General features: G+C 59.1%; 20 protein-coding genes and 1 pseudogene. 14 read left to right on the top strand and 7 right to left on the bottom strand.

What is annotated here, in order from left to right; genetic code table 11:
* Window positions 1-13 precede the first annotated feature (13 nt).
* From ftsA to lpxC, 3 genes are all read left to right on the top strand, one after another.
* Window positions 14-1273, top strand: coding sequence for a cell division protein FtsA (gene ftsA, locus D3M70_RS29350; RefSeq protein WP_120129537.1), 1260 nt, complete (start codon window positions 14-16; stop codon window positions 1271-1273).
* A gap of 61 nt (window positions 1274-1334) precedes the next feature.
* Entirely contained in the window at window positions 1335-2528 is a 1194-nt protein-coding gene (gene ftsZ / locus D3M70_RS29345; RefSeq protein ID WP_120129535.1) for a cell division protein FtsZ, read from the top strand.
* 112 nt (window positions 2529-2640) lie between these two features.
* On the top strand, window positions 2641-3552 hold the full coding sequence (lpxC, locus tag D3M70_RS29340; protein WP_120129534.1) for a UDP-3-O-acyl-N-acetylglucosamine deacetylase: 912 nt from the start codon (window positions 2641-2643) through the stop codon (window positions 3550-3552).
* A gap of 174 nt (window positions 3553-3726) precedes the next feature.
* Here the strand turns inward: lpxC and D3M70_RS29335 are convergent, their stop codons facing one another.
* Window positions 3727-4194 (bottom strand): DUF721 domain-containing protein, encoded by a 468-nt coding sequence (locus D3M70_RS29335; protein ID WP_120129532.1) that lies wholly within the window; start codon window positions 4192-4194, stop codon window positions 3727-3729.
* 318 nt (window positions 4195-4512) lie between these two features.
* Between D3M70_RS29335 and D3M70_RS33810 the strand changes: the two are divergent.
* From D3M70_RS33810 to D3M70_RS29320, 4 genes and pseudogenes are all read left to right on the top strand, one after another.
* Window positions 4513-5832 (top strand): annotated as a pseudogene (locus D3M70_RS33810) (DEAD/DEAH box helicase); the annotation flags it as partial.
* Between the two features lies 1 nt (window position 5833).
* On the top strand, window positions 5834-7217 hold a 1384-nt coding region (locus D3M70_RS33805), incomplete at its 5' end, for an SEC-C metal-binding domain-containing protein (RefSeq protein ID WP_256660032.1).
* Window positions 7218-7353: 136 nt separating this feature from the next.
* Window positions 7354-8571 (top strand): bifunctional glutamate N-acetyltransferase/amino-acid acetyltransferase ArgJ, encoded by a 1218-nt coding sequence (gene argJ / locus D3M70_RS29325; RefSeq protein ID WP_120129531.1) that lies wholly within the window; start codon window positions 7354-7356, stop codon window positions 8569-8571.
* 147 nt (window positions 8572-8718) lie between these two features.
* On the top strand, window positions 8719-9669 hold the full coding sequence (locus tag D3M70_RS29320) for a Nudix family hydrolase (RefSeq protein WP_120129529.1): 951 nt from the start codon (window positions 8719-8721) through the stop codon (window positions 9667-9669).
* Window positions 9670-9785: 116 nt separating this feature from the next.
* On the opposite strand, the gene D3M70_RS29315 is transcribed toward D3M70_RS29320, so the two are convergent.
* The 3 genes from D3M70_RS29315 to D3M70_RS29305 all read right to left on the bottom strand — a co-directional run bounded on the left by D3M70_RS29315 (window position 9786) and on the right by D3M70_RS29305 (window position 13544).
* The gene (locus D3M70_RS29315) at window positions 9786-10364 is read right to left on the bottom strand and encodes a cob(I)yrinic acid a,c-diamide adenosyltransferase (protein ID WP_120129528.1); all 579 of its coding nucleotides are present in this window, start codon (window positions 10362-10364) and stop codon (window positions 9786-9788) included.
* Between the two features lie 4 nt (window positions 10365-10368).
* Complete coding sequence (locus tag D3M70_RS29310) at window positions 10369-12417, bottom strand: ATP-binding protein (protein WP_120129526.1); 2049 nt, start codon at window positions 12415-12417, stop codon at window positions 10369-10371.
* A gap of 206 nt (window positions 12418-12623) precedes the next feature.
* Complete coding sequence (locus D3M70_RS29305) at window positions 12624-13544, bottom strand: putative 2-dehydropantoate 2-reductase (RefSeq protein ID WP_120129524.1); 921 nt, start codon at window positions 13542-13544, stop codon at window positions 12624-12626.
* Window positions 13545-13716: 172 nt separating this feature from the next.
* Here D3M70_RS29305 and D3M70_RS29300 point away from each other — a divergent pair, with 172 nt between their 5' ends.
* Window positions 13717-14202, top strand: coding sequence for a YajQ family cyclic di-GMP-binding protein (locus tag D3M70_RS29300; protein WP_081565304.1), 486 nt, complete (start codon window positions 13717-13719; stop codon window positions 14200-14202).
* A gap of 141 nt (window positions 14203-14343) precedes the next feature.
* The gene (locus tag D3M70_RS29295) at window positions 14344-15198 is read left to right on the top strand and encodes a mechanosensitive ion channel family protein (RefSeq protein ID WP_120129903.1); all 855 of its coding nucleotides are present in this window, start codon (window positions 14344-14346) and stop codon (window positions 15196-15198) included.
* Between the two features lie 173 nt (window positions 15199-15371).
* Here D3M70_RS29295 and D3M70_RS29290 read toward each other — a convergent pair whose 3' ends face one another.
* Both D3M70_RS29290 and D3M70_RS29285 read right to left on the bottom strand, forming a co-directional pair.
* Entirely contained in the window at window positions 15372-16931 is a 1560-nt protein-coding gene (locus D3M70_RS29290) for an AmpG family muropeptide MFS transporter (RefSeq protein ID WP_120129522.1), read from the bottom strand.
* A 42-nt stretch (window positions 16932-16973) separates the two neighbouring features.
* On the bottom strand, window positions 16974-17303 hold the full coding sequence (locus D3M70_RS29285; protein ID WP_120129901.1) for an MGMT family protein: 330 nt from the start codon (window positions 17301-17303) through the stop codon (window positions 16974-16976).
* Window positions 17304-17501: 198 nt separating this feature from the next.
* On the opposite strand from D3M70_RS29285, the gene D3M70_RS29280 reads away from it, so the two are divergent.
* The 5 genes from D3M70_RS29280 (at window position 17502) to groL (ending at window position 22353) form a co-directional block, all read left to right on the top strand.
* Window positions 17502-18509, top strand: coding sequence for a DUF481 domain-containing protein (locus D3M70_RS29280; RefSeq protein WP_120129521.1), 1008 nt, complete (start codon window positions 17502-17504; stop codon window positions 18507-18509).
* 304 nt (window positions 18510-18813) lie between these two features.
* Window positions 18814-19545: a HugZ family protein gene (locus tag D3M70_RS29275; protein ID WP_120129519.1), complete on the top strand. Its 732-nt coding sequence runs from the start codon at window positions 18814-18816 to the stop codon at window positions 19543-19545.
* A 64-nt stretch (window positions 19546-19609) separates the two neighbouring features.
* A complete protein-coding gene (locus tag D3M70_RS29270; protein ID WP_120129518.1) occupies window positions 19610-20107 on the top strand; it encodes an FxsA family protein in 498 nt (165 codons plus the stop codon).
* 253 nt (window positions 20108-20360) lie between these two features.
* Window positions 20361-20654, top strand: a complete 294-nt coding sequence (locus D3M70_RS29260) for a co-chaperone GroES (protein WP_062384143.1) — start codon at window positions 20361-20363, stop codon at window positions 20652-20654.
* A 52-nt stretch (window positions 20655-20706) separates the two neighbouring features.
* Entirely contained in the window at window positions 20707-22353 is a 1647-nt protein-coding gene (gene groL / locus D3M70_RS29255; RefSeq protein WP_120129515.1) for a chaperonin GroEL, read from the top strand.
* Window positions 22354-22898: 545 nt separating this feature from the next.
* Here groL and D3M70_RS29250 read toward each other — a convergent pair.
* A complete protein-coding gene (locus D3M70_RS29250) occupies window positions 22899-23642 on the bottom strand; it encodes a phosphatase PAP2 family protein (protein ID WP_120129513.1) in 744 nt (247 codons plus the stop codon).
* Window positions 23643-23665 lie beyond the last annotated feature (23 nt).

Raw genomic sequence — 23665 nt, 5'->3', positions numbered from 1 at the left:
AGAGGCAGGACCCATGGCAAACGTGCAAAGCGGCAAAATGATCGTCGGATTGGATATCGGCACCTCCAAGGTGGTGGCGCTGGTAGGCGAAGTCGCGGCTGATGGCACGCTGGAAATCGTCGGTATCGGCACCCACCCTTCGCGCGGCCTGAAGAAGGGCGTGGTGGTGAATATCGAGTCGACCGTGCAGTCGATTCAGCGCGCTGTTGAAGAAGCGCAGCTGATGGCCGGCTGCCGGATCCACTCGGCGTTCGTCGGTGTTGCCGGCAATCACATTCGCAGCCTCAACTCCCACGGTATCGTGGCGATTCGTGACCGTGAGGTGAGTTCCGCCGACCTTGAGCGTGTACTTGACGCTGCCCAGGCCGTGGCGATTCCGGCTGACCAGCGCGTGCTGCACACCTTGCCGCAGGATTACGTAATCGATAACCAGGAAGGCGTCCGTGAGCCGCTGGGCATGTCGGGCGTACGTCTGGAAGCCAAGGTTCACGTCGTGACGTGCGCGGTCAATGCAGCGCAGAACATCGAGAAGTGCGTGCGTCGTTGCGGTCTGGAAGTCGACGACATCATTCTCGAGCAACTGGCCTCGGCCTATTCGGTGCTGACCGACGACGAGAAAGAACTGGGCGTTTGCCTGGTGGATATCGGCGGCGGTACCACCGACATCGCCATCTTCACCGAAGGCGCGATTCGCCACACGGCGGTGATCCCGATTGCCGGCGACCAAGTCACCAACGACATCGCGATGGCTCTGCGTACTCCGACCCAGTACGCCGAAGAAATCAAGATCCGTTACGCCTGCGCCCTGGCCAAACTGGCCGGTGCCGGTGAAACCATCAAGGTACCGAGCGTGGGCGACCGTCCACCTCGTGAACTGTCCCGTCAGGCACTCGCCGAAGTGGTCGAGCCACGCTATGACGAACTGTTCACCCTGATTCAGGCCGAACTGCGTCGCAGCGGCTACGAAGACCTGATCCCGGCCGGCATCGTGTTGACCGGTGGTACCTCGAAAATGGAAGGCGCGGTGGAACTGGCGGAAGAGATCTTCCACATGCCGGTACGCCTGGGCGTTCCGCACAGCGTCAAAGGGCTCGCGGACGTCGTTCGCAACCCGATCTACTCCACCGGTGTGGGCTTGCTGCTGTACGGACTGCAAAAGCAGTCCGACGGTATCTCGTTGTCGGGCTTGTCCGGCCCCGGTAGCAGTTATAGCGATGAACCTAAGGCCCCCGTGTTTGAGCGCCTCAAACGCTGGGTTCAGGGGAATTTCTAAGATTCAAAAGTGGTAGGCGGCAGTAGGCGATAAAAAACTAGAGAAGTGAAGGAGAGGGAACATGTTCGAGCTCGTAGACAACATCCCACAAAGCCCGGTAATCAAAGTTATCGGTGTCGGTGGCGGCGGCGGCAATGCTGTCAATCACATGGTCAAGAGCAACATCGAAGGCGTTGAGTTCATCTGCGCCAACACCGATGCTCAAGCACTGAAAAACATTGGTGCGCGTACCATTCTGCAACTGGGTACCGGTGTCACCAAGGGCCTGGGTGCAGGTGCGAATCCTGAAGTGGGCCGTCAGGCTGCACTGGAAGATCGTGAGCGCATTGCGGAAGTTCTGCAGGGCACCAACATGGTCTTCATCACCACCGGCATGGGTGGCGGTACCGGTACTGGTGCTGCGCCGATCATTGCCGAAGTGGCGAAGGAAATGGGCATTCTGACCGTTGCGGTGGTCACCCGTCCGTTCCCGTTCGAAGGTCGCAAGCGCATGCAGATCGCCGACGAAGGCATCCGCGCGCTGTCCGAAAGCGTCGACTCGTTGATCACCATTCCCAACGAGAAGCTGCTGACCATCCTGGGTAAAGACGCAAGCCTGCTGTCGGCTTTCGCCAAGGCAGACGATGTTCTGGCCGGTGCCGTTCGCGGTATCTCCGACATCATCAAGCGCCCAGGCATGATCAACGTCGACTTCGCTGACGTTCGCACCGTGATGTCCGAAATGGGCATGGCGATGATGGGCACTGGCGCTGCGAGCGGTCCGAACCGTGCGCGTGAAGCGACCGAGGCTGCGATTCGCAACCCTCTGCTCGAAGACGTCAACCTGCAGGGTGCGCGTGGCATTCTGGTCAACATCACTGCCGGTCCTGACCTGTCTCTGGGTGAGTACTCGGACGTGGGCAGCATCATCGAAGCGTTCGCCTCCGAGCACGCCATGGTCAAGGTCGGTACCGTTATCGATCCGGACATGCGCGACGAGCTGCACGTAACCGTGGTTGCCACCGGCCTGGGCGCGAAAATCGAGAAGCCTGTGAAGGTCATCGACAACACCATGCAGACCGCTCAAGCCGCGCCTGTGCAGCAGCAACATGCAGTCCGTCAGGAACAGCCATCGGTGAACTACCGCGATCTGGACCGTCCTACCGTGATGCGCAATCAGGCTCACGCAGGCGCGACAGCCGCGGCGAAAATGAATCCGCAAGACGATCTGGATTACCTGGATATTCCAGCGTTCCTGCGTCGTCAGGCTGATTGATGAGTTCTATCAGGGGTATAAGGGTGATTGGTGTTCAGCAAAGGCGAGGTCTGCTATCATCGCCAGCCTTTGTTGATACTAATTCGCGATATGCGCTGAAGCGGCCAATGCCATGATTAAACAACGCACCCTGAAGAATATTATCCGTGCCACAGGTATCGGCCTGCACTCGGGGGAAAAGGTTTACCTGACCCTCAAACCTGCACCTGTGAACGCTGGCATTGTGTTTTTCCGTACCGACCTCGAGCCGGTAGTCCAGATCAACGCGCATGCGTTGAATGTTGGCGATACCACGCTCTCCACGACGCTGTTCAACGGTGACGTGAAGGTCGATACGGTTGAGCACTTGCTCTCGGCCATGGCTGGCCTCGGCATCGATAACGCCTACGTTGAACTCTCTGCCTCCGAAGTTCCAATCATGGACGGCAGCGCAGGTCCCTTCGTATTCCTGATTCAATCGGCTGGCCTGGAAGAACAGGACGCACCGAAGAAATTCATTCGCATTCTGAAAGAATTCTGCATTGAAGGAGAGGGCAAGTCCGCCAAGTTCGTACCGTTTGAAGGTTTTAAGGTCGGCTTCGAAATTGATTTCGACCATCCTTACCTGAAGAACCGTACACAAACGGCATGCGTCGACTTCTCCAGCACTTCGTTCGTGAAAGAAGTGAGCCGCGCGCGTACATTCGGTTTCATGAAAGACATCGAGTACCTGCGCAAGCACAACCTTGCGCTTGGCGGCAGCGTTGAAAACGCTATCGTCGTGGACAAGGACGGCGTGTTGAACGAAGACGGCCTGCGTTATGAGGACGAGTTCGTCAAACACAAGATTCTGGATGCCATCGGTGACCTGTATCTGTTGGGCAACAGCCTGATTGGCGAGTACCAGGGCTTCAAGTCGGGACACGGTCTGAACAATCGTCTGCTGCGTGCATTGATTGCACAGGAAGACGCGTGGGAAGTCGTGACCTTCGAAGATGCCAGTACCGCACCGATCTCCTACATGCGCCCTGTAGCGGCGGTGTAAAAGTCTCTTCTTCCTAGTTTGAAATATTTAAGGCCACCCCTGGGTGGCCTTTTTTATTGGGGAGTCTGGTTTTATTGGGGGGGCTAGAGGTTAGGGTCGCTGCTGGTCATTGGCACATGCATGTTGCGTTGACTATTACGCGACGCCTGCTTTGCCTCCAAGTCGCCAGCGCCCTCATGACACGCCTGATGTTTTAGGTTTTCCGTGCGCCGCCAATCGTTCCAGCGCTGCCTTCAGCTTGGGATCGGTGATGCCCTCGGCCGTAGAACTGATCGACTCGGCCGCAGCATTCGACAGATCTCTGGAATGACCAACGGCAGCCCTATGGGTCGTCGCAGGCTGTACCTTGAGCTGGAGTCGAGTGAGATTGGCAAACTCCTTGAAAGCCACCAGTTGCCGCTGCAAACGCTTCTGCTGATACCGCAACCGCGTCGCCCAGTGCCCGTCTGTGACAATAAGCAGCAGCGTACCTTCTCGCCAGGAGGCCACGTGGCAGTGTGCCCGGGCCGCCGGCTGCAATTGACTTTCCAGTAGCCGCTGCAAATGCGCCAGACGTTGCGCATGGTTGAAAATGGCTTTGAGCGGCCTGGCTTCGCGCAAAAGAACGGCCGGTGCGCGAGCCGGTAAAGGACGAAATGCCATGAAAGGTGCCTGCTGGTACGTAGGCATGATGTTATCAGAAAGCCCGGTGCAGCCACCTGGCTGCCGATTTCAGCGCTAAGCATCTGGCGCCATTATGAAAAAACATTAATCAAACTTCTGCCCTCGATGGGTTGAAGTCCGAAGAAATGCCCCTATTGTACTTCTGCCCCGTAACATTGCTGCGCCAGCATCGTGGAATAACGCCACTTTCCTCACCACCATTTCCGGGTAGAATGCTCGTTCGCATGCGGCCATGAGGGCTGCACGGGCGACTCACGGGGCCGCCCTCCATCCCTATGTGTGGAAGATCCTGTCGATATGTTTGCACCTTTGTTAAAAAAACTTTTCGGAAGCAAGAACGAGCGCGAAGTGAAGCGCATGCTCAAGACGGTTCAGGTCGTCAACAGCTTCGAAGAGCAAATGGTGGCCCTTTCGGACGAGCAACTGCGCGCCAAGACCGAAGAGTTCAAGGCCCGCATCGCCAAAGGTGAGACCCTCGATAAGCTCCTGCCTGAAGCCTTCGCGGTTTGCCGTGAGGCGGGTAAACGCATCATGGGGATGCGCCACTTCGACGTTCAGCTGATCGGCGGCATGACGCTGCACGAAGGCATGATCGCCGAGATGCGTACCGGTGAAGGTAAAACCCTGGTGGCGACACTGGCGGTATACCTCAACGCACTGTCCGGCAAGGGCGTGCACGTCGTCACTGTGAACGACTATCTGGCCCGTCGTGACGCCAACTGGATGCGTCCGCTGTACGAATTCCTTGGTTTGAGCGTGGGCGTCGTCACGCCATTCCAGCCGCCTGAAGAGAAACGCGCCGCTTACGGCTCGGACATCACCTACGGCACCAACAACGAATTCGGATTCGACTACCTGCGCGACAACATGGCGTTCAGCCTGGAAGACAAATTCCAGCGCGAACTCAATTTTGCAGTGATCGACGAAGTGGACTCGATCCTCATCGACGAAGCCCGTACCCCGCTGATCATCTCCGGTCAGGCCGAAGACAGCTCCAAGCTCTATACCGAAATCAACAAGCTGATCCCTAAACTCGAACAGCACATCGAGGAAGTGGAAGGCCAGGTCACCAAGCAAGGTCACTTCACCATCGACGAGAAATCCCGTCAGGTGGAGCTGAACGAGTCCGGTCACCAGTTCATCGAAGAGATGCTCACCGAAGTCGGCTTGCTGGCTGAGGGCGAAAGCCTGTACTCGGCCCACAACCTGGGCCTGCTGACTCACGTCTATGCCGGTCTGCGTGCGCACAAACTGTTCCACCGCAACGTGGAATATATCGTCCAGGACGGCCAGATCCTGCTGGTCGACGAACACACCGGTCGTACCATGCCGGGTCGTCGTCTGTCCGAAGGCCTGCACCAGGCAATCGAAGCCAAAGAGCACCTGAACATTCAGGCCGAGAGCCAGACCCTGGCCTCGACCACGTTCCAGAACTACTTCCGTCTGTACAACAAGCTGTCCGGCATGACCGGTACCGCAGACACCGAAGCGTTCGAATTCCACCAGATCTATACCCTGGCCGTGATGGTCATTCCGCCGAACAAGCCGTTGGCGCGTAAGGACTTCAACGACCTGGTGTACCTGACCGCCGAAGAGAAGTACGCGGCCATCATCACCNGGCGACCATCGAAACCTCCGAGCACATGTCCAATCTGCTGCGCAAGGAAGGCATCGATCACAAGGTTCTGAACGCCAAGTTCCACGAAAAAGAAGCTGAGATCATTGCCCAGGCCGGTCGTCCGGGCGCCCTGACCATCGCCACCAACATGGCCGGTCGTGGTACCGACATTCTGTTGGGCGGTAACTGGGAAGTCGAAGTCGCCAGCCTCGAAGACCCAACTCCTGAGCAGATCGCGCAGATCAAGGCCGACTGGCAGAAGCGTCACCAGCAAGTGATCGAAGCGGGTGGTCTGCACGTGATCGCTTCCGAGCGCCACGAGTCCCGTCGTATCGACAACCAGCTGCGTGGTCGTGCCGGCCGTCAGGGTGACACCGGTTCCAGCCGTTTCTACCTGTCGCTGGAAGACAGCCTGATGCGCATTTTCGCCTCTGACCGGGTGAAGAATTTCATGAAGGCGCTGGGGATGCAGTCCGGCGAGGCAATCGAGCACCGCATGGTGACCAACGCCATCGAGAAGGCACAGCGCAAGGTTGAAGGCCGCAACTTCGACATTCGCAAGCAACTGCTCGAGTTCGACGACGTTTCCAACGAACAGCGTAAAGTGATCTACCACATGCGTAACAGCCTGCTGGCTGCGACCAACATTGGTGACACCATCGCCGAGTTCCGCGAAGAAGTCCTCGACGCGACCATCAGCGCTCACATTCCTCCACAGTCGCTGCCAGAACAGTGGGACGTGACCGGTCTGGAAGCTGCGTTGAACACCGATTTCGGCGTCAAGCTGCCGATTCAGCAGTGGCTCGACGAAGACGATCACCTGCACGAAGAAAACCTGCGTCCCAAGCTCCTGGAAGCCATCATGTCGGCTTACAACGAGAAAGAAGACCAGGCCAGCGCCGAAGCCCTGCGTACTTTCGAGAAGCAGATTCTGCTGCGCGTACTGGACGATCTCTGGAAAGACCACCTGTCGACCATGGACCACCTGCGTCACGGTATCCATCTGCGCGGTTACGCTCAGAAGAACCCGAAGCAGGAGTACAAGCGCGAGTCGTTCACCCTGTTCCAGGAGCTGCTGGATTCGATCAAGCGCGACACCATTCGTGTGCTGTCACACGTTCAGGTTCGCCGCGAAGATCCGGCCGAAGAAGAGGCGCGCCTGCGTCGCGAAGCCGAAGAACTGGCTCAGCGCATGCAGTTCCAGCACGCCGAAGCTCCAGGTCTGGACCAGCCTCTGGCATTGGCCGAAGAGGGCGATGATGTCGCCGTCGCGGCAGCCACCGCGATGTCGCCGGTTCGCAATGATCAGAAACTGGGTCGTAACGAGCTGTGCTGGTGTGGTTCGGGCAAGAAGTTCAAACATTGCCACGGTCAGATCAACTGAGTCGACACCGTCGACCGGCTGCATCTGAACCGTAACACCGCGCCGCGACCGGCCTAGCCGTCGCGGCGTTTTTCAATTTGATCGAGCCGTACCGGTTCAGCCGGACGGCGTGGCTATCTCTCAAGGAGCGCATTTCATGGCTGTTGGTCTTGGTCCTCTGCCGACGCTGCACCCGGTGCCCGGTTTTGAACTTGGCATCGCCTCTGCCGGCATCAAGCGTCCCGGTCGCAAAGACGTAGTGGTCATGCGCTGCGCCGAAGGCTCCAGCGTTGCAGGCGTATTCACCTTGAACGCGTTTTGCGCGGCACCGGTGATCCTGTCCAAACAGCGCGTGCAAGGCACCGTGCGTTATCTGCTGACCAACACTGGCAACGCCAATGCGGGCACCGGTGAGCCAGGTCTGGTTGCTGCCGAACGCACCACCGCCAAGCTCGCCGAAATCACGGGCGTCGATGCCAGCGCGGTGCTGCCGTTCTCGACGGGCGTGATCGGCGAGCCGTTGCCCGTGGAAAAGATCGAAGGCGCACTGCAAGCCGCGCTGGATGACCTGTCAGTGGATAACTGGGCGGCTGCGGCCACCGGCATCATGACCACCGACACGCTGCCCAAAGGCGCCAGCCGTCAGTTCCAGATCGACGGCGTGACCGTGACGGTCACCGGCATCAGCAAAGGCGCCGGCATGATCCGGCCGAACATGGCGACCATGCTCGGTTACATCGCCACCGACGCGAAAGTCTCTCAGAGCGTACTGCAAGACCTGATCCGTGACGGGGCCAACAAGTCGTTCAACCGCATCACCATCGACGGCGATACCTCGACCAACGACTGCTGCATGCTGATCGCCACCGGCCAGGCCAATCTGCCGGAAGTGACCGAAGCCCAAGGTCCGCTGTTCGACGCCCTGAAAAAGGCCGTGTTTGAAGTGTGCATGGATGTGGCTCAAGCCATCGTGCGTGACGGCGAAGGCGCGACCAAGTTCGTGACGGTTGAAGTCAATGGCGGCGGCAGCCATCAGGAGTGCCTGGACGTCGGCTACACCGTCGCTCACTCGCCGCTGATCAAGACCGCGCTGTTCGCGTCCGATCCGAACTGGGGTCGCATTCTGGCCGCTGTCGGCCGCGCGGGCGTGCCTGATCTGGACGTCAGCAAGATCGACGTGTTCCTCAGTGGCGTGTGCATTGCCAGCAAAGGGGCTCGTGCGTCAACTTACACCGAAGCGCAGGGTTCGGCGGTGATGGCTGAAGAAGAAATCACCATCCGCATCGAGCTGGGCCGTGGCAGTTGCAGCGAAACGATCTGGACAACCGATCTGTCCCACGAATACGTGAAGATCAACGCGGAATACCGCACCTGATTACAGGTCTACCAAGCGCTGCTGATGTGTAGCAGCACGGCTTGCCGGCGGCGTATTCAAGAACGCTCCCGCCGGCAAGCCGGACTGCTACAGGGGCGTCGACGCCCTCATCGCGGCGCGGCGGACAGTTTTAGAGGAAGGCTGAACGTGAAACGTATCCATGTAGCCGCCGCGGTCATCCGTGGCACCGACGGCAGGATTCTCATTGCCCGGCGCGCTGATAAACAGCACCAGGGCGGTTTGTGGGAGTTTCCCGGTGGCAAGGTTGAACCGGACGAAACCGTCGAAGCGGCTCTTTCTCGCGAGCTGAAGGAAGAGCTGGGCATCGTCGTCGCCCGGGCGCGTCCTCTGATCAAGATCAAGCATGATTACCCCGACAAGCAGGTGTTGCTGGATGTCTGGGAAGTCTCCTCGTTTACCGGCGAGCCGCATGGCGCCGAAGGTCAGCCGTTGGCCTGGGTGTCGAATCGGGAACTGGCCGAGTATGAATTTCCTGCGGCCAATCAGCCGATTGTCGCTGCTGCGCGCTTACCGGGCGAGTACCTGATTACCCCGGATGCGCTGGATACCCCACAGCTGTTGCAAGGCATGCAGAAAGCGATCGCCTCGGGCATCAAGCTGATTCAATTGCGCGCACCGAACGGCTATGACCCCAAGTATCGGGATGTGGCAGTGGACGCAGTCGGGCTGTGTGCGGGCAAGGCGCAATTGATGCTCAAAGGCCCGCTTGAGTGGCTGGGCGACTTTCCAGCAGCGGGTTGGCACCTGACCAGCGAGCAGCTGCGCAAATACGCCAGTAAGGGGCGTCCGTTCCCCGCAGAGCGCTGGCTGGCCGCTTCGTGCCACAATGCTGAAGAGTTGTCGCTGGCGGAGCAGATGGGTGTGGATTTCGTGACACTGTCGCCAGTGCAACCCACCCAGACTCATCCCGATGCCCAGCCGCTGGGATGGGAGAGGGCGCGGGAATTGATCGATGGGTTCGGCAAACCGGTTTATCTGCTCGGTGGTGTTGGCCCGGACGAGCGTCAGCAGGCGTGGGAAAGCGGCGCGCAGGGCGTGGCGGGGATCCGGGCGTTCTGGCCGCAAGGCTTTAATTGACGCCTCGTACGGATGTCCTGCCCTGTAGCAGCACGGCTTGCCGGCGGTGGCGTTTTAGAAATCGCCACCGCCGGCAAGACGTGCTGCTACAGGGAAGTTACTGCGTCCTGTCTCGTTCACTCCGGCTTCTTCGCCGCCTGCCACAGAATCTCCCCGACATCTTGGCGACGCGCAATCAGACGCGCTGCGACGAACAGCAGATCCGATAACCGATTGATATACGCCAGTCCCACGCCCGCCAGTGGCTCGATGGCGTTCAACTGCTGACAACGTCGCTCGGCCGTGCGCGCCAGGCTGCGGCATACGTGCGCCTGGGCGATCAGTGCCGAGCCGCCAGGCAGAATGAAGTTTTCCAGCGGACCCAGTTCCTCGTTCCATAGATCGATTGCCGCCTCCAGCCGTTCGATCTCCTGGGCATTCAGCGCCTGATATTCCGGCATTGCCAGTTCGCCGCCCAAGTCGAACAGGCGGTGTTGGCAAGGCCCCAGAACATCAATGATGTCCTGCATCGCTGGCACCGCGCCGACGAGCCCTTCAAGTCCGGCCAGCAGCAAACCCAACTGGCTGTTCAGCGTGTCGACTTCGCCAATCGCTTCGATGCGCGGATGGTCCTTGGGCACACGGCGGCCATCACCGAGCCCGGTTTCCCCCTTGTCGCCGGTGCGTGTGTAAATCTTCGACAAGCGAAATCCCATGGTGCTACTCCCGGTCGTTCTGGCCAATGATCTGTGGGGCGGGCACGTTCATCGTGTTGCCCACCAAAGGCAGGCGCAGCGTGAAACAGGTGCCCTGGCCCAGCGTGGAGTGCACCTCCATCTGGCCCTTGTGATTGTTGGTGATGATGAAGTACGACACGGACAGCCCAAGCCCGGTGCCCTGACCGATTTCCTTGGTGGTGAAGAACGGCTCGAAGGTCCGCTTGCGCACAGCCTCCGACATGCCGATGCCGTTGTCCTCGACCTGAATCTCTGCCCAGGGCGGGTTCAGTCGTGTGCGCAGGATGATCCGGCCCGGCTCGGTTTCGTTCTCGCGCTGGTGGATCGCCTGCGCGGCGTTCTTCAGCAGATTGAGCAGCACTTGCTCCAGCTCGTTAGCCGTGCCGGGGACGGGCCCGAGCCCGGGGTCGAACTGGCGAATGATGTTCTGGCCCTTGAAGTCGAAGCCGATGGTCAGGTCGAAATCGTTGCTGGCGATTTCCACCGCCTGATCGATCAGTGCCGGCAGGTCGCAAGGCGCCATCTGCCGGTTGCTGCGCCGGCTGAAACTGAGCATATGGCTGACGATCTTCGCCGCCCGTGCTCCCGCCTGCTGGATGCCGTCGAGCAATTGCGGGACTTCCCGGGCGCTCAGGTATTGATTCACGGCGCTCAGCTCGATGCCGTCCTGTTCGGCCTGCTCCTGGTTTTTCGGAAGCTCCGGAGACAGACGCCGACGGATGTTCTGCACGTTGTGCATGATCGCGCCGAGCGGGTTGTTGATCTCGTGCGCCATGCCAGCCGCCAGCCCACCCACTGAGAGCATCTTTTCCGACTGCACCATCATGTCCTCCAGCGACAGGCGCTGGGTGATGTCGTCGATGCGGATAACCACGCCACGCCCGGCGCCGCCGGTCAGCGGGTAGAAGGTCAGCGCATAGTGCCGGGTGACTTCTCCCTTGACCCAGGTCACGCGCTCGATCTTGGTCACCGTGTGGCGTTCGACGGTCTGCTTGATCTGCGGCAGGAAAGATTTCATCGGCGGGAATGCCAGGAAGATCGGTTGATTCAGGGCTTCGTCCAGCGGGGTCCCGGAAAGTGCGCCGGCCTCCTGATTCCACTGGGTGACGTACAACTGCTCATCCAGCGCGATCAAGGCCGAGGGCATTGAGTCGATGATGCTGTTCAGATAGTTCTGAAACCCCGTGAGTTTTTTCTCGATCTTGCTCCGTACCTGAACCTCCAGCTCCAGCTTGCGATTGGTGTGGCGGGTTTCTTCTGCCAATCCCTGAGCCTGATCGTAAGCCTCCTGAGAGTCATCGCGAGCGCGCTTGAGTTGCTGCTCGCGGGCTTCCATCCGCGACAGCATCGTGTTGAAAGCCTCGGCCAGCGAACCGATTTCGTCACGATTGCCCGTTCCGGCGCGCAGGGCGTAGTTTTCTTCGCGAGTGACTCGGCGCGACAGTTGTTCGAGCAGGTAAATGGGCTCCGTGATGAAACGGCGAATCTGCCGTGCAACGCCGGCCCACAGCAGCACGCTGAAAATCAGGATGCCGAGGCTGGCAGTCAGCGTGCCGGTGTAAAACGCAGTGGGAAGCTCGCTGCTCGCGACCAGCAAAAGGTGGCCGGGTGCCTGGCCTTGTTTGGGAATCGGAATGACCTGAGTGTTGCGGAATTCGGTGATGCGCCAGCTTTCCAGGTTGCGGTAGTGATCCGGCAGATGCAGCTTGTCTCCCTGTTGAACTTGCGCCAGACGATTGCCATTGCTGTCGAAAACGGCGGCGGCGCGCAACGGGCCGTAGTTTTTCAGCTCCTTGAGCAGGGCCTGGGCGTTGTAGGGGGAGGAGAGCGCCTGTTCCGACAGGCCGGGGTTGCTGATCAACCGGCCGATGGTCTGCAGGGCTTGAGGTGCCATGGCTTCTTGAGAGATGTAATAGGCCGCGCTGATGAAGGTCAGGTTGGCGACCAGTAGAACGGTAGTCAGCAGGACGAGCAAGGCGGCAAGGAGCTTCTGGCCGACTGGCAGGTTTTCGAGGCGCTGGCGCAATGGCATTGGACGGGGTCACTGACGAATGAGGAACAGGCAGGTTAGCGCTGTTCAGGGCCTGAGCAAACCCACGATGCACAACCGAAGCAAATGTCTCTGCAAGGCGGACACCGGTCACCTCAACGCAAATACCGGTCACGACGTGGAACACACCTGTAGCGGTGACGCCCGCAAGATCGCAACCGCCGGCAAGCCGGACTGCTACAGGGCTTTCAACTGCTGGGGAGGCCTTTGCCAATCAGGTGATCGATCAACTGAGCGCGTAACCGATTCATAAGCGGCACATCGTACCCACTCAGCTCAGCCGCCTTGCAGACATGCCCCAGCAGATAGCTGATCTCGGTACGTCGTCCCTGAGCGACATCCTGATACATCGACGAGTAATTGGCCGCTGTCGCTTTGATCACTCGCACCACTTCTTCATGCAGACCGATAGCCGCTCGAGGCTGGCCGCAACGTTGCAGCGTTCGAACCAGTTCGTCGCACAATGCGCGAAGTTCCTCGTCATGCGCCTGCAATTCGCCGTTGCGGCAGCCGTACAACACCGTCAGCGGATTGATTGCACAATTCAGCGCCAGCTTGCGCCACAGGCGGTCGAGGATATCGAGTGTCCATTGATGGGGAATCCCCGCTGCTGCCAGTTCCCTGAGCCAGACGGGTTCGGCTGTCTGCTGCCCGTCGCCAAGCCAGTTGAAGCCTTGGCCAGCAAAGACAACGCTGAAGTCTTCGTCTCGAAACGCGCCTTCGGTGCTCGAGACGAAAATACAGTGCGCATCTGGAACGCGCGCCGCCACGGCGTCCTGACTGCCCAGGCCGTTTTGCAGCAACAGGATGTCCGCCCCAGGGGCCAAGCGCGATGCGACGCTGGCAACAGCCTGTTCGGCGTCGTAGGCCTTGCACGCCACCAAGAGACGGTGGATCGGTTCCTGCGCGGCCATGGTCTGTGCCGCAATGTCGAACGTCAGGCGCTGGCCCTGCTCGCTCAAGGTCAGACCGCCCTTGGCGTTGTAAGCCTCAAGGCGCGCTGCGTTGCGCAATATCAGGCGCACCGGCATGCCTGCCCGGGCGAGTCGCGTTGCCCACAAAGCGCCCAGACTGCCAGCGCCTAGAATATGCCAAGGCGTGGACTTCAAGGGCCGCTGCGCCACAGGTCAATACCCCACGTCGAGAGACAAAACAAAATCGGCATCGCAGGCTCTCATGAACATAGGAAAACTCTCGTTATAATGACCGGGCTTTCATACCGTCAAGTCAGGCGTGCTCCATCTACATATCGAGCCGCGCCGTATCAATTGGAGAATCTACATGCCCTCGTTCGACGTAGTGTCCGAACTGGATAAACACGAAGTCACGAATGCCGTCGACAACGCGATCAAGGAGCTGGACCGCCGCTACGACCTCAAAGGCAAAGGCAGCTTCGAGTTCACGGAAAAAGACCTGCTGATCAAGATGACCGCCGAAGAAGGCTTTCAACTGGAAGCCATGATCGAGATCCTCAAGCTGGCACTCGTCAAGCGCAAGATCGATGTGCAATGCCTGGAGCTGAAGGATGCCTTTGCGTCCGGCAAGGTCATGAAGCAGGAAGCCACGCTCAAGGAAGGCATCGACAAGGAGCTGGCGAAAAAAATCGTTGCGCATATCAAGGAAGCCAAGCTCAAGGTGCAGGCCGCTATTCAGGGCGAGCAGGTACGAGTGACCGGCAAGAAGCGCGATGACCTGCAGGAAGCCATTGCGGCTCTGCGCGCCAAAGAGTTCGGCATGCCGCTGCAGTTCAACAACTTCCGCGACTGATGGCGTCTCTGATTTGCCTCCGCGTAGGGAACCTGAAGGGTTTGTGTGCGTCCGAGTGCAGGTCCCACTGAAACGATGACGCCTCGGGCGTTGTCGTTCCGGTCTTCCGTTTTCGCGACCGCGAGGAGAAATTAAATGGATTTGGATTTGAACGGCCAGGTGAACAGCCTGGTCAAGGCCTCCCAGGCCTGGATTCCAATGGTCATGCAATACGGCAGCAAAGTGCTGCTGGCGCTGGTCGTCCTGCTGGTCGGTTGGTGGCTGATCAACAAGCTGACCACCAAGGTCGGCGCGCTACTGGCATTTCGTCAGGTCGATCTTGCGCTGCAGGGCTTCATTAGTAGCCTTGCCAATATCATTCTGAAGATTCTGCTGATCGTCAGCGTTGCGTCGATGATTGGCGTCGAAACCACGTCCTTCGTGGCGGCAATCGGTGCTGCCGGTCTGGCGATCGGTCTGGCGCTGCAAGGCAGTCTGGCGAACTTCGCCGGCGGGGTGCTGATTCTGCTGTTCCGTCCGTTCCGTATAGGTGACTGGATCGAGGCTCAGGGCGTTGCTGGCACCGTCGACAGCATCCAGATCTTCCACACCATTCTGCGCACCGGTGACAACAAAACCGTGATCCTGCCCAACGGCAACCTGTCCAACGGCATCATCACCAATACCAACCGTCAGCCGACCCGTAAGGTGGTGTTCGACGTTGGCGTCGATTACGACGCTGACCTGCAAAAGGCCCGGCAGGTATTGCTGGATCTGGCGAAGGATCCACGCGTGATGGAAGACCCGGCGCCTCAGGCGGTGATTTCGACCCTGGGCGACAGCTCGATCACCGTTTCGCTGCGTATCTGGACCAAGACGTCCGACTACTGGGACGTGATGTTCATGCTCAACGCCGAGGCGCGTGATCGCCTGAAGGCCGAGAACATCGACATTCCTTTCCCGCAGCGTGTGATCCGCGTGGTGCGGGAGCAGCAAGAGCCTGCCACGCAGCGTTAATCGCTACGGCTGAAACGACAAAAGCCCCGACTCGTGAGAGTGCGGGGCTTTTTGTTGGATGCGCTATCAGGATCGCTTGATCGCCTGTAGCAGTCCGGCTTGCCGGCGGTAGCGATTTCAAGGACGCCACCGCCGGCAAGCCGGACTGCTACAGGCGCCGGATCAGCTGAACATCAAGGCTGTTCGCTCACCGGTGTCTCAGCCGATTTGTTTTCCTCGTCCGGCTTGTCCTTGCGCGCCTCTTGAGCCCAGTGCAGCGCGATCATGAACAGCGTTGGCACGCCCATCAGTGCGGTCGCCAGGAAAAAGTTGTGATAGCCCAGCTTCTCGACCATCACCCCGGAGTATCCCCCGATCAGGCGCGGCAACAGCAGCATGATCGAACTGAGCAGCGCGTATTGCGTGGCCGAGAACTTGAGGTTGGTCAGGCTCGACAGGTAGGCCACGAACGCTGACGTCGCAAGGCCCGAGCTGAAGTTGTCGAGCGAGATGGTGACGATCAGCATCTTCAGATTAGGGCCCATGTCGGCCAGCATCAGAAACAGCAGGTTGGTCGCAGCCGACGTGGCGCCGCCGATGAACAGGATTGGCAGGATGCCGAAGCGCACGATCGCCAAACCGCCAAACGCCGCGCCCCCCAGTGTCATGACCAGGCCGAAGATCTTGCTGACGCTGGCGATCTGGTCCTTGGTGAAGCCCTGATCGATGTAGAACACGTTGGCCATCACGCCCATCACCGTGTCGGACATGCGATAGGTGGCGATCAACCCCAACAGCAGCAGCGCCTGCCAGCGATAGCGCAGGATGAAGTCGTTGACTGGCGTGAGCACGGGTGCCAGGCCGCGACGGCCCATGGACGACAGGCAAGCGGCAGTAAGCAGCGTGTAGAGAATGGCACGCAGGAAGGCGCGGTCTTCCATCAGCAGGCTCTTCCAGGTCGTGCCTTCGAACAGCACGCTGGCGAAATCGGTGTTGTACAACTGGGTGAACATCGCAGGCACGGACACCAGAAGGATGATCAACACGAAGACCGACGCCAACTGGTGGGCGAAACCGTAGCGAGCCGCAGACAGCTGCGTGCGCAGCGGCACCGCAGGCTCACGCATGATCAGCGAAGTGATCAGCGCCGGGACCATCAACAGCCCGAACAGCACGTAGGTGCCGGTCCAGGCCGAGTGTTTGTAGGCAAAGCCTGTGGAACCGAAACCTTCTGCGAAGTACAGCGCCCCGGCGGTCGCGAGCAGGGCCGCGACGCGGTATCCCGCCATGTAGCTGGCGGCGAGGGTGGCTTGCTGGCTGTCGGTGGCGATTTCCAGGCGGTAGGCATCGATGGCGATGTCCTGCGTTGCGGACGAGAATGCCACGACGACCGCAATCGCGATCAACCAGGAAAGGTGCTGCTGCGGATCGCAGAAGCCCATGCCGATCAGGCCCAGGGTCACAAGTGTCTGAGACAACACCAGCCAGGAGCGTCTGCGCCCCAGTTTGCCGAGCAAGGGCAGGCGCCATTGGTCGAGCAGGGGTGACCAGACCCACTTGAAGGCGTAAGCCAGACCGATGAGGCTCGCGTAGCCGATGGTTTCACGGGCGACGCCGGCTTCACGCAACCAGACTGAAAGTGTGGAAAACACCAACATATAGGGCATGCCCGCAGCGAAGCCGAGCAACAACAGCACTAACGTAGAGGGGCTGGCATATGCGGCGAGCGCGGCGCGCCAGGTTTTGCGGGGCATGGGCTGAAATCTGCCTCAGTTTACGTAAACAAAGCGCGCACTCTAACCGTTGTGCTCTGTCGGGCGCCAGCCATCACGCTGCATATCGACCCGATTGTTACGGATGGTCACGCCTTCAGCCCGCAATCGTGCCCGTTGTTCTTCCCCTGAAACGGTTCCGGCGGCGAGGCTGAGCTTGCCGCCTGCGCCCAGAACCCGGTGCCACGGCAAGGTGCTGCCGTCGGGTAACTGGCTCAGGGTCCGGCCCACGAAACGTGCCGCTCGTCCTAAACCGGCAAGCTCCGCCAATTGGCCATAGCTGACGACCTTGCCTTCGGGAACCTGATGCAATGTCAGGTAGAGCGCCGTGCGCCGGGCCTCTGCGGAGGACATACCGGTCGGGTCGTTTGTGGGGGAGGTGTGTTCGATCACGCGTTCGTTCCTGTTTATAGAGGCAGCGGGAATTTTCGATAGGGAACTAGGGAAATATCCCACGGTCAGTGATACCTGTGCCGGCGGTCCCAAGGATTGCCTCGACATTATCCCTGTGGACAATGCCCGTCCTCCGCGAACCAGAGCCTCGTTTTGCTTATGTTGTCCAGAACACTGTTGTGCCTTGCCATTACCAGCGCCTCCACTCCCTTGCTTGCCGACACCGTCTGGTTGAAGAACGGGGACAAGCTTACCGGAACCATCAAGGTCTTCGACGGTGGGAAGCTGCTGCTCAATACCAAATATGCAGGCGATATTCCGCTGGACTGGAAGGAAGTCAAGACGCTCGAAAGCGAGCAACACTTGCTCGTGAAGCAGGACGCCTACACCGGCGAGATTTCCAAGTCGCTGCATGCCGCCGATGACGGCAAGGTCACGCTGGCCAACGGCGATGCACCGAAGACCGTCGACCTGGCAAGTATCCAGCAGATCATGAAGCCCAAGCCTGTCGTTACTGATCTGGTGTGGAAGGGCAACGTCGACGCGGCGCTGGATTTCCAGCGCGCCGACAAGGACACCGACGACTACAACATTGCGTTCAAAACGTCCGCGACCCACGGCAGATGGCGCCATAACGCCGAAGGCGAGTACAACCGTGAAACGCAGGACGAAGAAACCACCACCGATAACTGGAACGCCGAGTACTCCATCGACCGTTTCATCACGGACAAGTGGTTCTGGGATGGCCGCTTCACTTACAAGCACGACAACATCGAAGACCTGCGTCGTCAGCGTACGGTCGGTACCGGCCCGGGTTATCAGTTCTGGGATGACGAACTGGGCGCGTTCAAGGTCGGCACATTGCTCAACCGCACGGATTTCCAGTATTCCAACGGCGAGAAGGACAACTTCTACTCGGTGTCCGGTACCTGGGATTACAACCGCTTCCTGATTGGCAAGAAGGTCGAGTTCTTCACCAACGGCGAAGTCGGCAAGCCCATCAGCGGCGTCGCCGATTATAGCCTGGATACCGAAATCGGCCTGCGCTACAAGGTCACCGAATGGGCCTCGCTCAACGTCAAGGCCGAGAAGAACATCATCAGCGGCTCCGATGACGGCGATCTGGACAAGACCCGTTACACCGCTGGTTTCGGCGTGGCCTGGTAAGGTCGTTGTTGACGAAAGCAGCTCTGGTCAGGCCGCTTTTGAGGCATGTGCACAACCTGTAGAAGCTGGCTTGCTGGCGAATGCGTGAGGTCATCCGACACCCTCGTGACTGATCTGACGCATTCGCGGCTCTCGCAGAGTACCCGCTCCCGGCTCCGGAAATTTTTACGTTAAAACCCCGCGAAATCGTCACGCCTCGCCAATCTGGCACCCTGCAACGATAACGATTATCTTGTGGCGACAGCCGCTCCCAGCAGTGCTGCGCATCCTTTCGAATCGTCGATCAAACCTCAGGAGTTACACCATGAGCGCCAAAGCCAACCGGCAAGCCCGAGCCCTGCTGCTCAAGGAATATCGCGGCGTGCTGTCGACCCATTCCAAGTCGATGCCCGGTTATCCCTTTGGTTCGGTGGTGCCTTACTGCCTCGACGATCAAGGGCGTCCTTTGATTCTCATCAGCCGTATTGCTCAGCACACCCATAACCTTCAACGCGACCCAAAGTGCTCGATGCTGGTGGGCGAGCGGGGCGCCGAGGATGTTCAGGCTGTCGGACGTGTCACGGTCATGGCCGAAGCGCAGAAGGTGACAGACGAGGCGGCCATCGAAGCTGCGGCGCAGCGCTACTACCGTTATTTCCCCGAGTCGGAGAGTTATCACAGTGCTCACGATTTCGACTTCTGGGTGCTGGCGCCTGTGCGCTACAGGTTCATTGGTGGGTTCGGGGCGATTCACTGGCTCGATGACGTGGCCTTGGCCAATCCGTTCGCCGGCGCGGCTGAAACCAGCATGGTCGAGCACATGAACGAGGATCACACCAAAGCCATCGCACATTACGTCCAGCTCGCGGGCCTGCCTGCGTCTGAACCCGCAGTGCTGGTCGGTATCGACAGCGAGGGCATGCACCTGCGAATCGGCCAGGCGCTTTACTGGCTGGCGTTCGCCGAGCCTTGTAATACGCCGACACAAGTGCGCCAAGCCTTGGTCCAACTGGCCCACGCCGAAAAATGGCCCACCGTTGAAGCCGCCGAGGCTTGAATTTACAACCTTGCGACATCACCTAGTGTCTACTGGAAGACTTCTTCCGTTGAGGAACTATTTGATGCGCGCTTTTTTGCTGCTTTTATTGCTTTTTCCGGTGCTCGAGCTGTTCGTGCTGGTGAAAGTCGGAATGTCCATCGGCTTCCTGGCGACCTTCCTCCTGGTGGTCGCAGGCTCCATGCTCGGTGTTTTCGTGGTGCGGGTCGCCGGTCTCGCGACTGCGATGAGTGCTCGTGAAAGTCTGGCGCGGGGCGAATTGCCCGCTCAGCAGATGCTCGATGGCCTGATGATGACCATCGGTGGTGGCCTGCTGGTACTGCCGGGTTTCATCAGTGATGTGCTGGGGCTGATCTGTTTGATGCCATTCACCCGTCGTCTGTTGGTGGGCAAGGTGCGTCAGCGCGCTGAAGATCAGGCCCGTCGCCAGCGTGCGTTCGCCGATGACCTGCGTTCGAACGGGCCCGTTCATCCGGGGGCCGGTCGTCCGGGTGCCCGTCAGCCGGATGTGATCGAAGGTGAAGTCATCGAGGGCGAGTACGAGCCGGTCGATAAAAAGTGATTCCTGCTTACTGTGAGTACGGCACCTTCGGGTGCCGTACTGCTTTTCGCGACCTTATCGCACTAAAAAAATTCTTTCGTGAGCCTTGTAATCAGGTTGCTCGCCCTTATGTATGGGTCACCGCAAGGTTTCTGGCGCATTTCGTCAGACCGTATTCTGCGGTTCGCTCGCGAACCGTAACCGGCAAGCCCGGATGTTTTAACCCGCCGGTGCCAACACCGGGCGTTCAAAAACCATAATTAGGAGATCGACAATGAAGCTTCGTCCTCTGCATGACCGCGTCGTAATCCGTCGCAGCGAAGAAGAAACCAAGACTGCTGGCGGTATCGTTCTGCCGGGTTCGGCTGCCGAGAAACCAAACCGTGGCGAAATCATCGCCGTCGGTGCCGGTCGCATCCTGGACAACGGCGAAGTACGTGCGCTGGCTGTGAAAGTGGGTGACAAAGTGGTGTTCGGCCCTTACTCCGGCAGCAACACTGTGAAAGTAGACGGCGAAGACCTGCTGGTGATGAGCGAGAACGAAATTCTCGCGGTCGTCGAAGGCTGAGTTGTTCCCCCTCATTTTCCCGTTACTACAAAGTATTTAAGGAATATCGATCATGGCTGCTAAAGAAGTTAAATTCGGCGACGTTGGCCGTAAAAAAATGCTCGCCGGTGTGAACGTCCTGGCTGACGCAGTTAAAGCAACGCTGGGCCCGAAAGGCCGTAACGTCATCATCGAGAAAAGCTTCGGCGCTCCGCTGATCACCAAAGACGGTGTGTCGGTCGCCAAGGAAATCGAACTCAAAGACCGTTTCGAAAACATGGGCGCGCAGCTCGTCAAAGACGTTGCCTCCCGTGCTAACGACGACGCTGGTGACGGTACCACCACCGCTACCGTTCTGGCTCAGGCCATCGTCAACGAAGGCCTGAAAGCCGTCGCTGCCGGCATGAACCCGATGGACCTCAAGCGCGGCATCGACAAGGCGACCATCGCCATCGTTGCTCAGCTGAAATCGCTGTCCAAGCCTTGCACCGACACCAAGGCGATCGCCCAGGTCGGCACCATCTCGGCCAACTCCGACAATTCCATCGGCGACATCATTGCCGAAGCCATGGAAAAAGTGACCAAAGACGGCGTTATCACCGTTGAAGAAGGTTCGGGTCTGGAAAACGAACTGTCGGTCGTAGAAGGCATGCAGTTCGACCGTGGCTACCTGTCCCCGTACTTCATCAACAAGCCGGACACCATGGTCGCCGAGCTGGACAGCCCGCTGTTGCTGCTGGTCGACAAAAAGATCTCCAACATCCGCGAAATGCTGCCAGTTCTGGAAGCCGTTGCGAAAGCTGGCCGTCCTCTGCTGATCGTTGCCGAAGACGTTGAAGGCGAAGCCCTGGCGACTCTGGTCGTGAACAACATGCGTGGCATCGTCAAAGTCGCAGCCGTCAAGGCGCCAGGCTTCGGCGACCGTCGCAAGGCCATGCTGCAGGACATCGCTGTCCTGACCGGCGGTACCGTGATCTCCGAAGAAATCGGTCTGAGCCTGGAAAGCACCACCCTGGAGCACCTGGGTAACGCCAAGCGCGTCGTGCTGAACAAAGAAAACACCACCATCATCGACGGTGCCGGCGTTAAAACCGACATCGACGCACGTATCGCTCAGATCCGTCAGCAAATCGGTGACACTTCGTCGGACTACGACAAAGAAAAACTGCAAGAGCGTCTGGCCAAACTGTCGGGCGGCGTTGCAGTGATCAAGGTCGGTGCTGGTTCCGAAGTTGAAATGAAAGAGAAGAAAGCCCGCGTTGAAGACGCCCTGCACGCAACCCGCGCAGCCGTTGAAGAAGGCGTGGTACCTGGCGGTGGCGTGGCGCTGGTTCGCTCGCTGCAAGCTATCTCCGAGCTGAAAGGCGACAACGCTGATCAGAACGTCGGTATCGCTCTGCTGCGTCGCGCTGTTGAAGCGCCGCTGCGTCAGATCGTTGCCAACTCGGGTGATGAGCCAAGCGTTGTAGTCGACAAGGTCAAGCAGGGTTCGGGTAACTACGGTTACAACGCTGCCACCGGCGAATACGGCGACATGATCGAAATGGGTATCCTGGACCCGGCCAAAGTGACTCGCTCTGCTCTGCAGGCGGCGTCTTCCATTGCCAGCCTGATGATCACCACTGAAGCGATGATCGCTGACGTGGTCGACGACAAGGCTCCAGCTGGCGGCGGCATGCCAGACATGGGCGGCATGGGTGGCATGGGCGGCATGATGTAAGCCAGCCTTACCCCTCGCTGTATAAAGAACCCCGCTTCGGCGGGGTTTTTTTATAGGGCTGGTTTTGAGATTCGGCTTTCTGGCGCTTGGGTCGTGGTTATATCCGATGATTGTGGTGGCGCTGATTTTTGTTCTGCCTAACGGCAGAAGCGTTCCGCCTTCGGCGGGTTACTTGATAACCCCAAGTAACCAAGGGTCCTTGCTCCTGGTTTGGCGACTCCTTCGTCGCCGTACCCTCACTTCGGAGACGCTCCGTGGGCCCGCGCCGAACGGACATCCATGTCCTGACGGCGCTCTCGCGGCATCCATGCCGCTCGGCCCACTGCGCGACGCCTGCGTTCAGCCTGCACCCAAGTCGCGATTTGTGTCGTCTGTGACATCGCGCGCTTAGAAGCAGGATCAAAGGCAAATGTAGTTCTGGAGGTTTTGCGCGCTCCTCTAGGAAATGCCAGAGGCCAAAATCCCGGCTCGACACATAACCCTGTAGCAATCCGGCCGGGCGGCGTTCCGTTTGATGGTGACCGTTGCCGTACCTGCCAAACGCTCTACCCGGAAACGCCCTGCGCCCCCAACACCTTGTCCTTCCTGCCCACCGGCCTGTACAGCACCGCGTAATAGGCCCCCAGACAGATCAGCCAGCAGAACACCGCCGTCCAGATGTTATGAGAGAAGAAGTGCGCGCCCTGCAGCATGCGGCCAACCGAGAACACGGTTCCCAGGCCGAACGCGAAGATCAGGCCGGCTTTTGCCAGGCGTGGTTTGCGGTCACGAAATACGAAGAACAACGCAAACAGCGTGAAGCCGGTGGCCGCATGACCTCCTGGCCAGCAGCGACCTGGCTTGTCGGTCGCAGGGCGAGGGCTGAGCAGTTCGCTGTATTGCTCCTGACCGCCGAATTCAGTCAGGCTCCAGGGGCACTGAACCGAAGTCACCACTTTCATCGGGGTGACGAAACTGGTGGACAGGGCCATCGACAGGACCATGCAGCCCAGTTCGCGCTTCCAGGGTTTGAGCTTCGCTACGAAGAAGGATGCGATGAAACCAACGAATGACAGCGCACCCCAGGCGATGACCACTTGCTTGGCTCGGTCATGCAGAACGTTTTCGAGGAAGTAGCTGTGTTTGCCGATAAAAGCGCCTGCTGCCGGGTCGTAGGCCAGTTTGGCGATGTCCATGTCCAGAGAGGTCAATTCCAGCAAAAGCAGGGTAATGGCGGTCAACGCAGGTATGCCCAGATAAACCCAGAGATTGATCGGGCGTGATGCGGGCTGTTCGATGACTTCAGACATGGTGAATCCCGTTTGATGGCAGA

It is taken from the genome of Pseudomonas sp. LS-2, from assembly GCF_003605735.1.
Lineage (GTDB): Bacteria > Pseudomonadota > Gammaproteobacteria > Pseudomonadales > Pseudomonadaceae > Aquipseudomonas.
The sequence above is the reverse complement of the archived record's forward strand: the minus strand, read 5'-3'. Positions and strand labels throughout refer to the sequence as shown.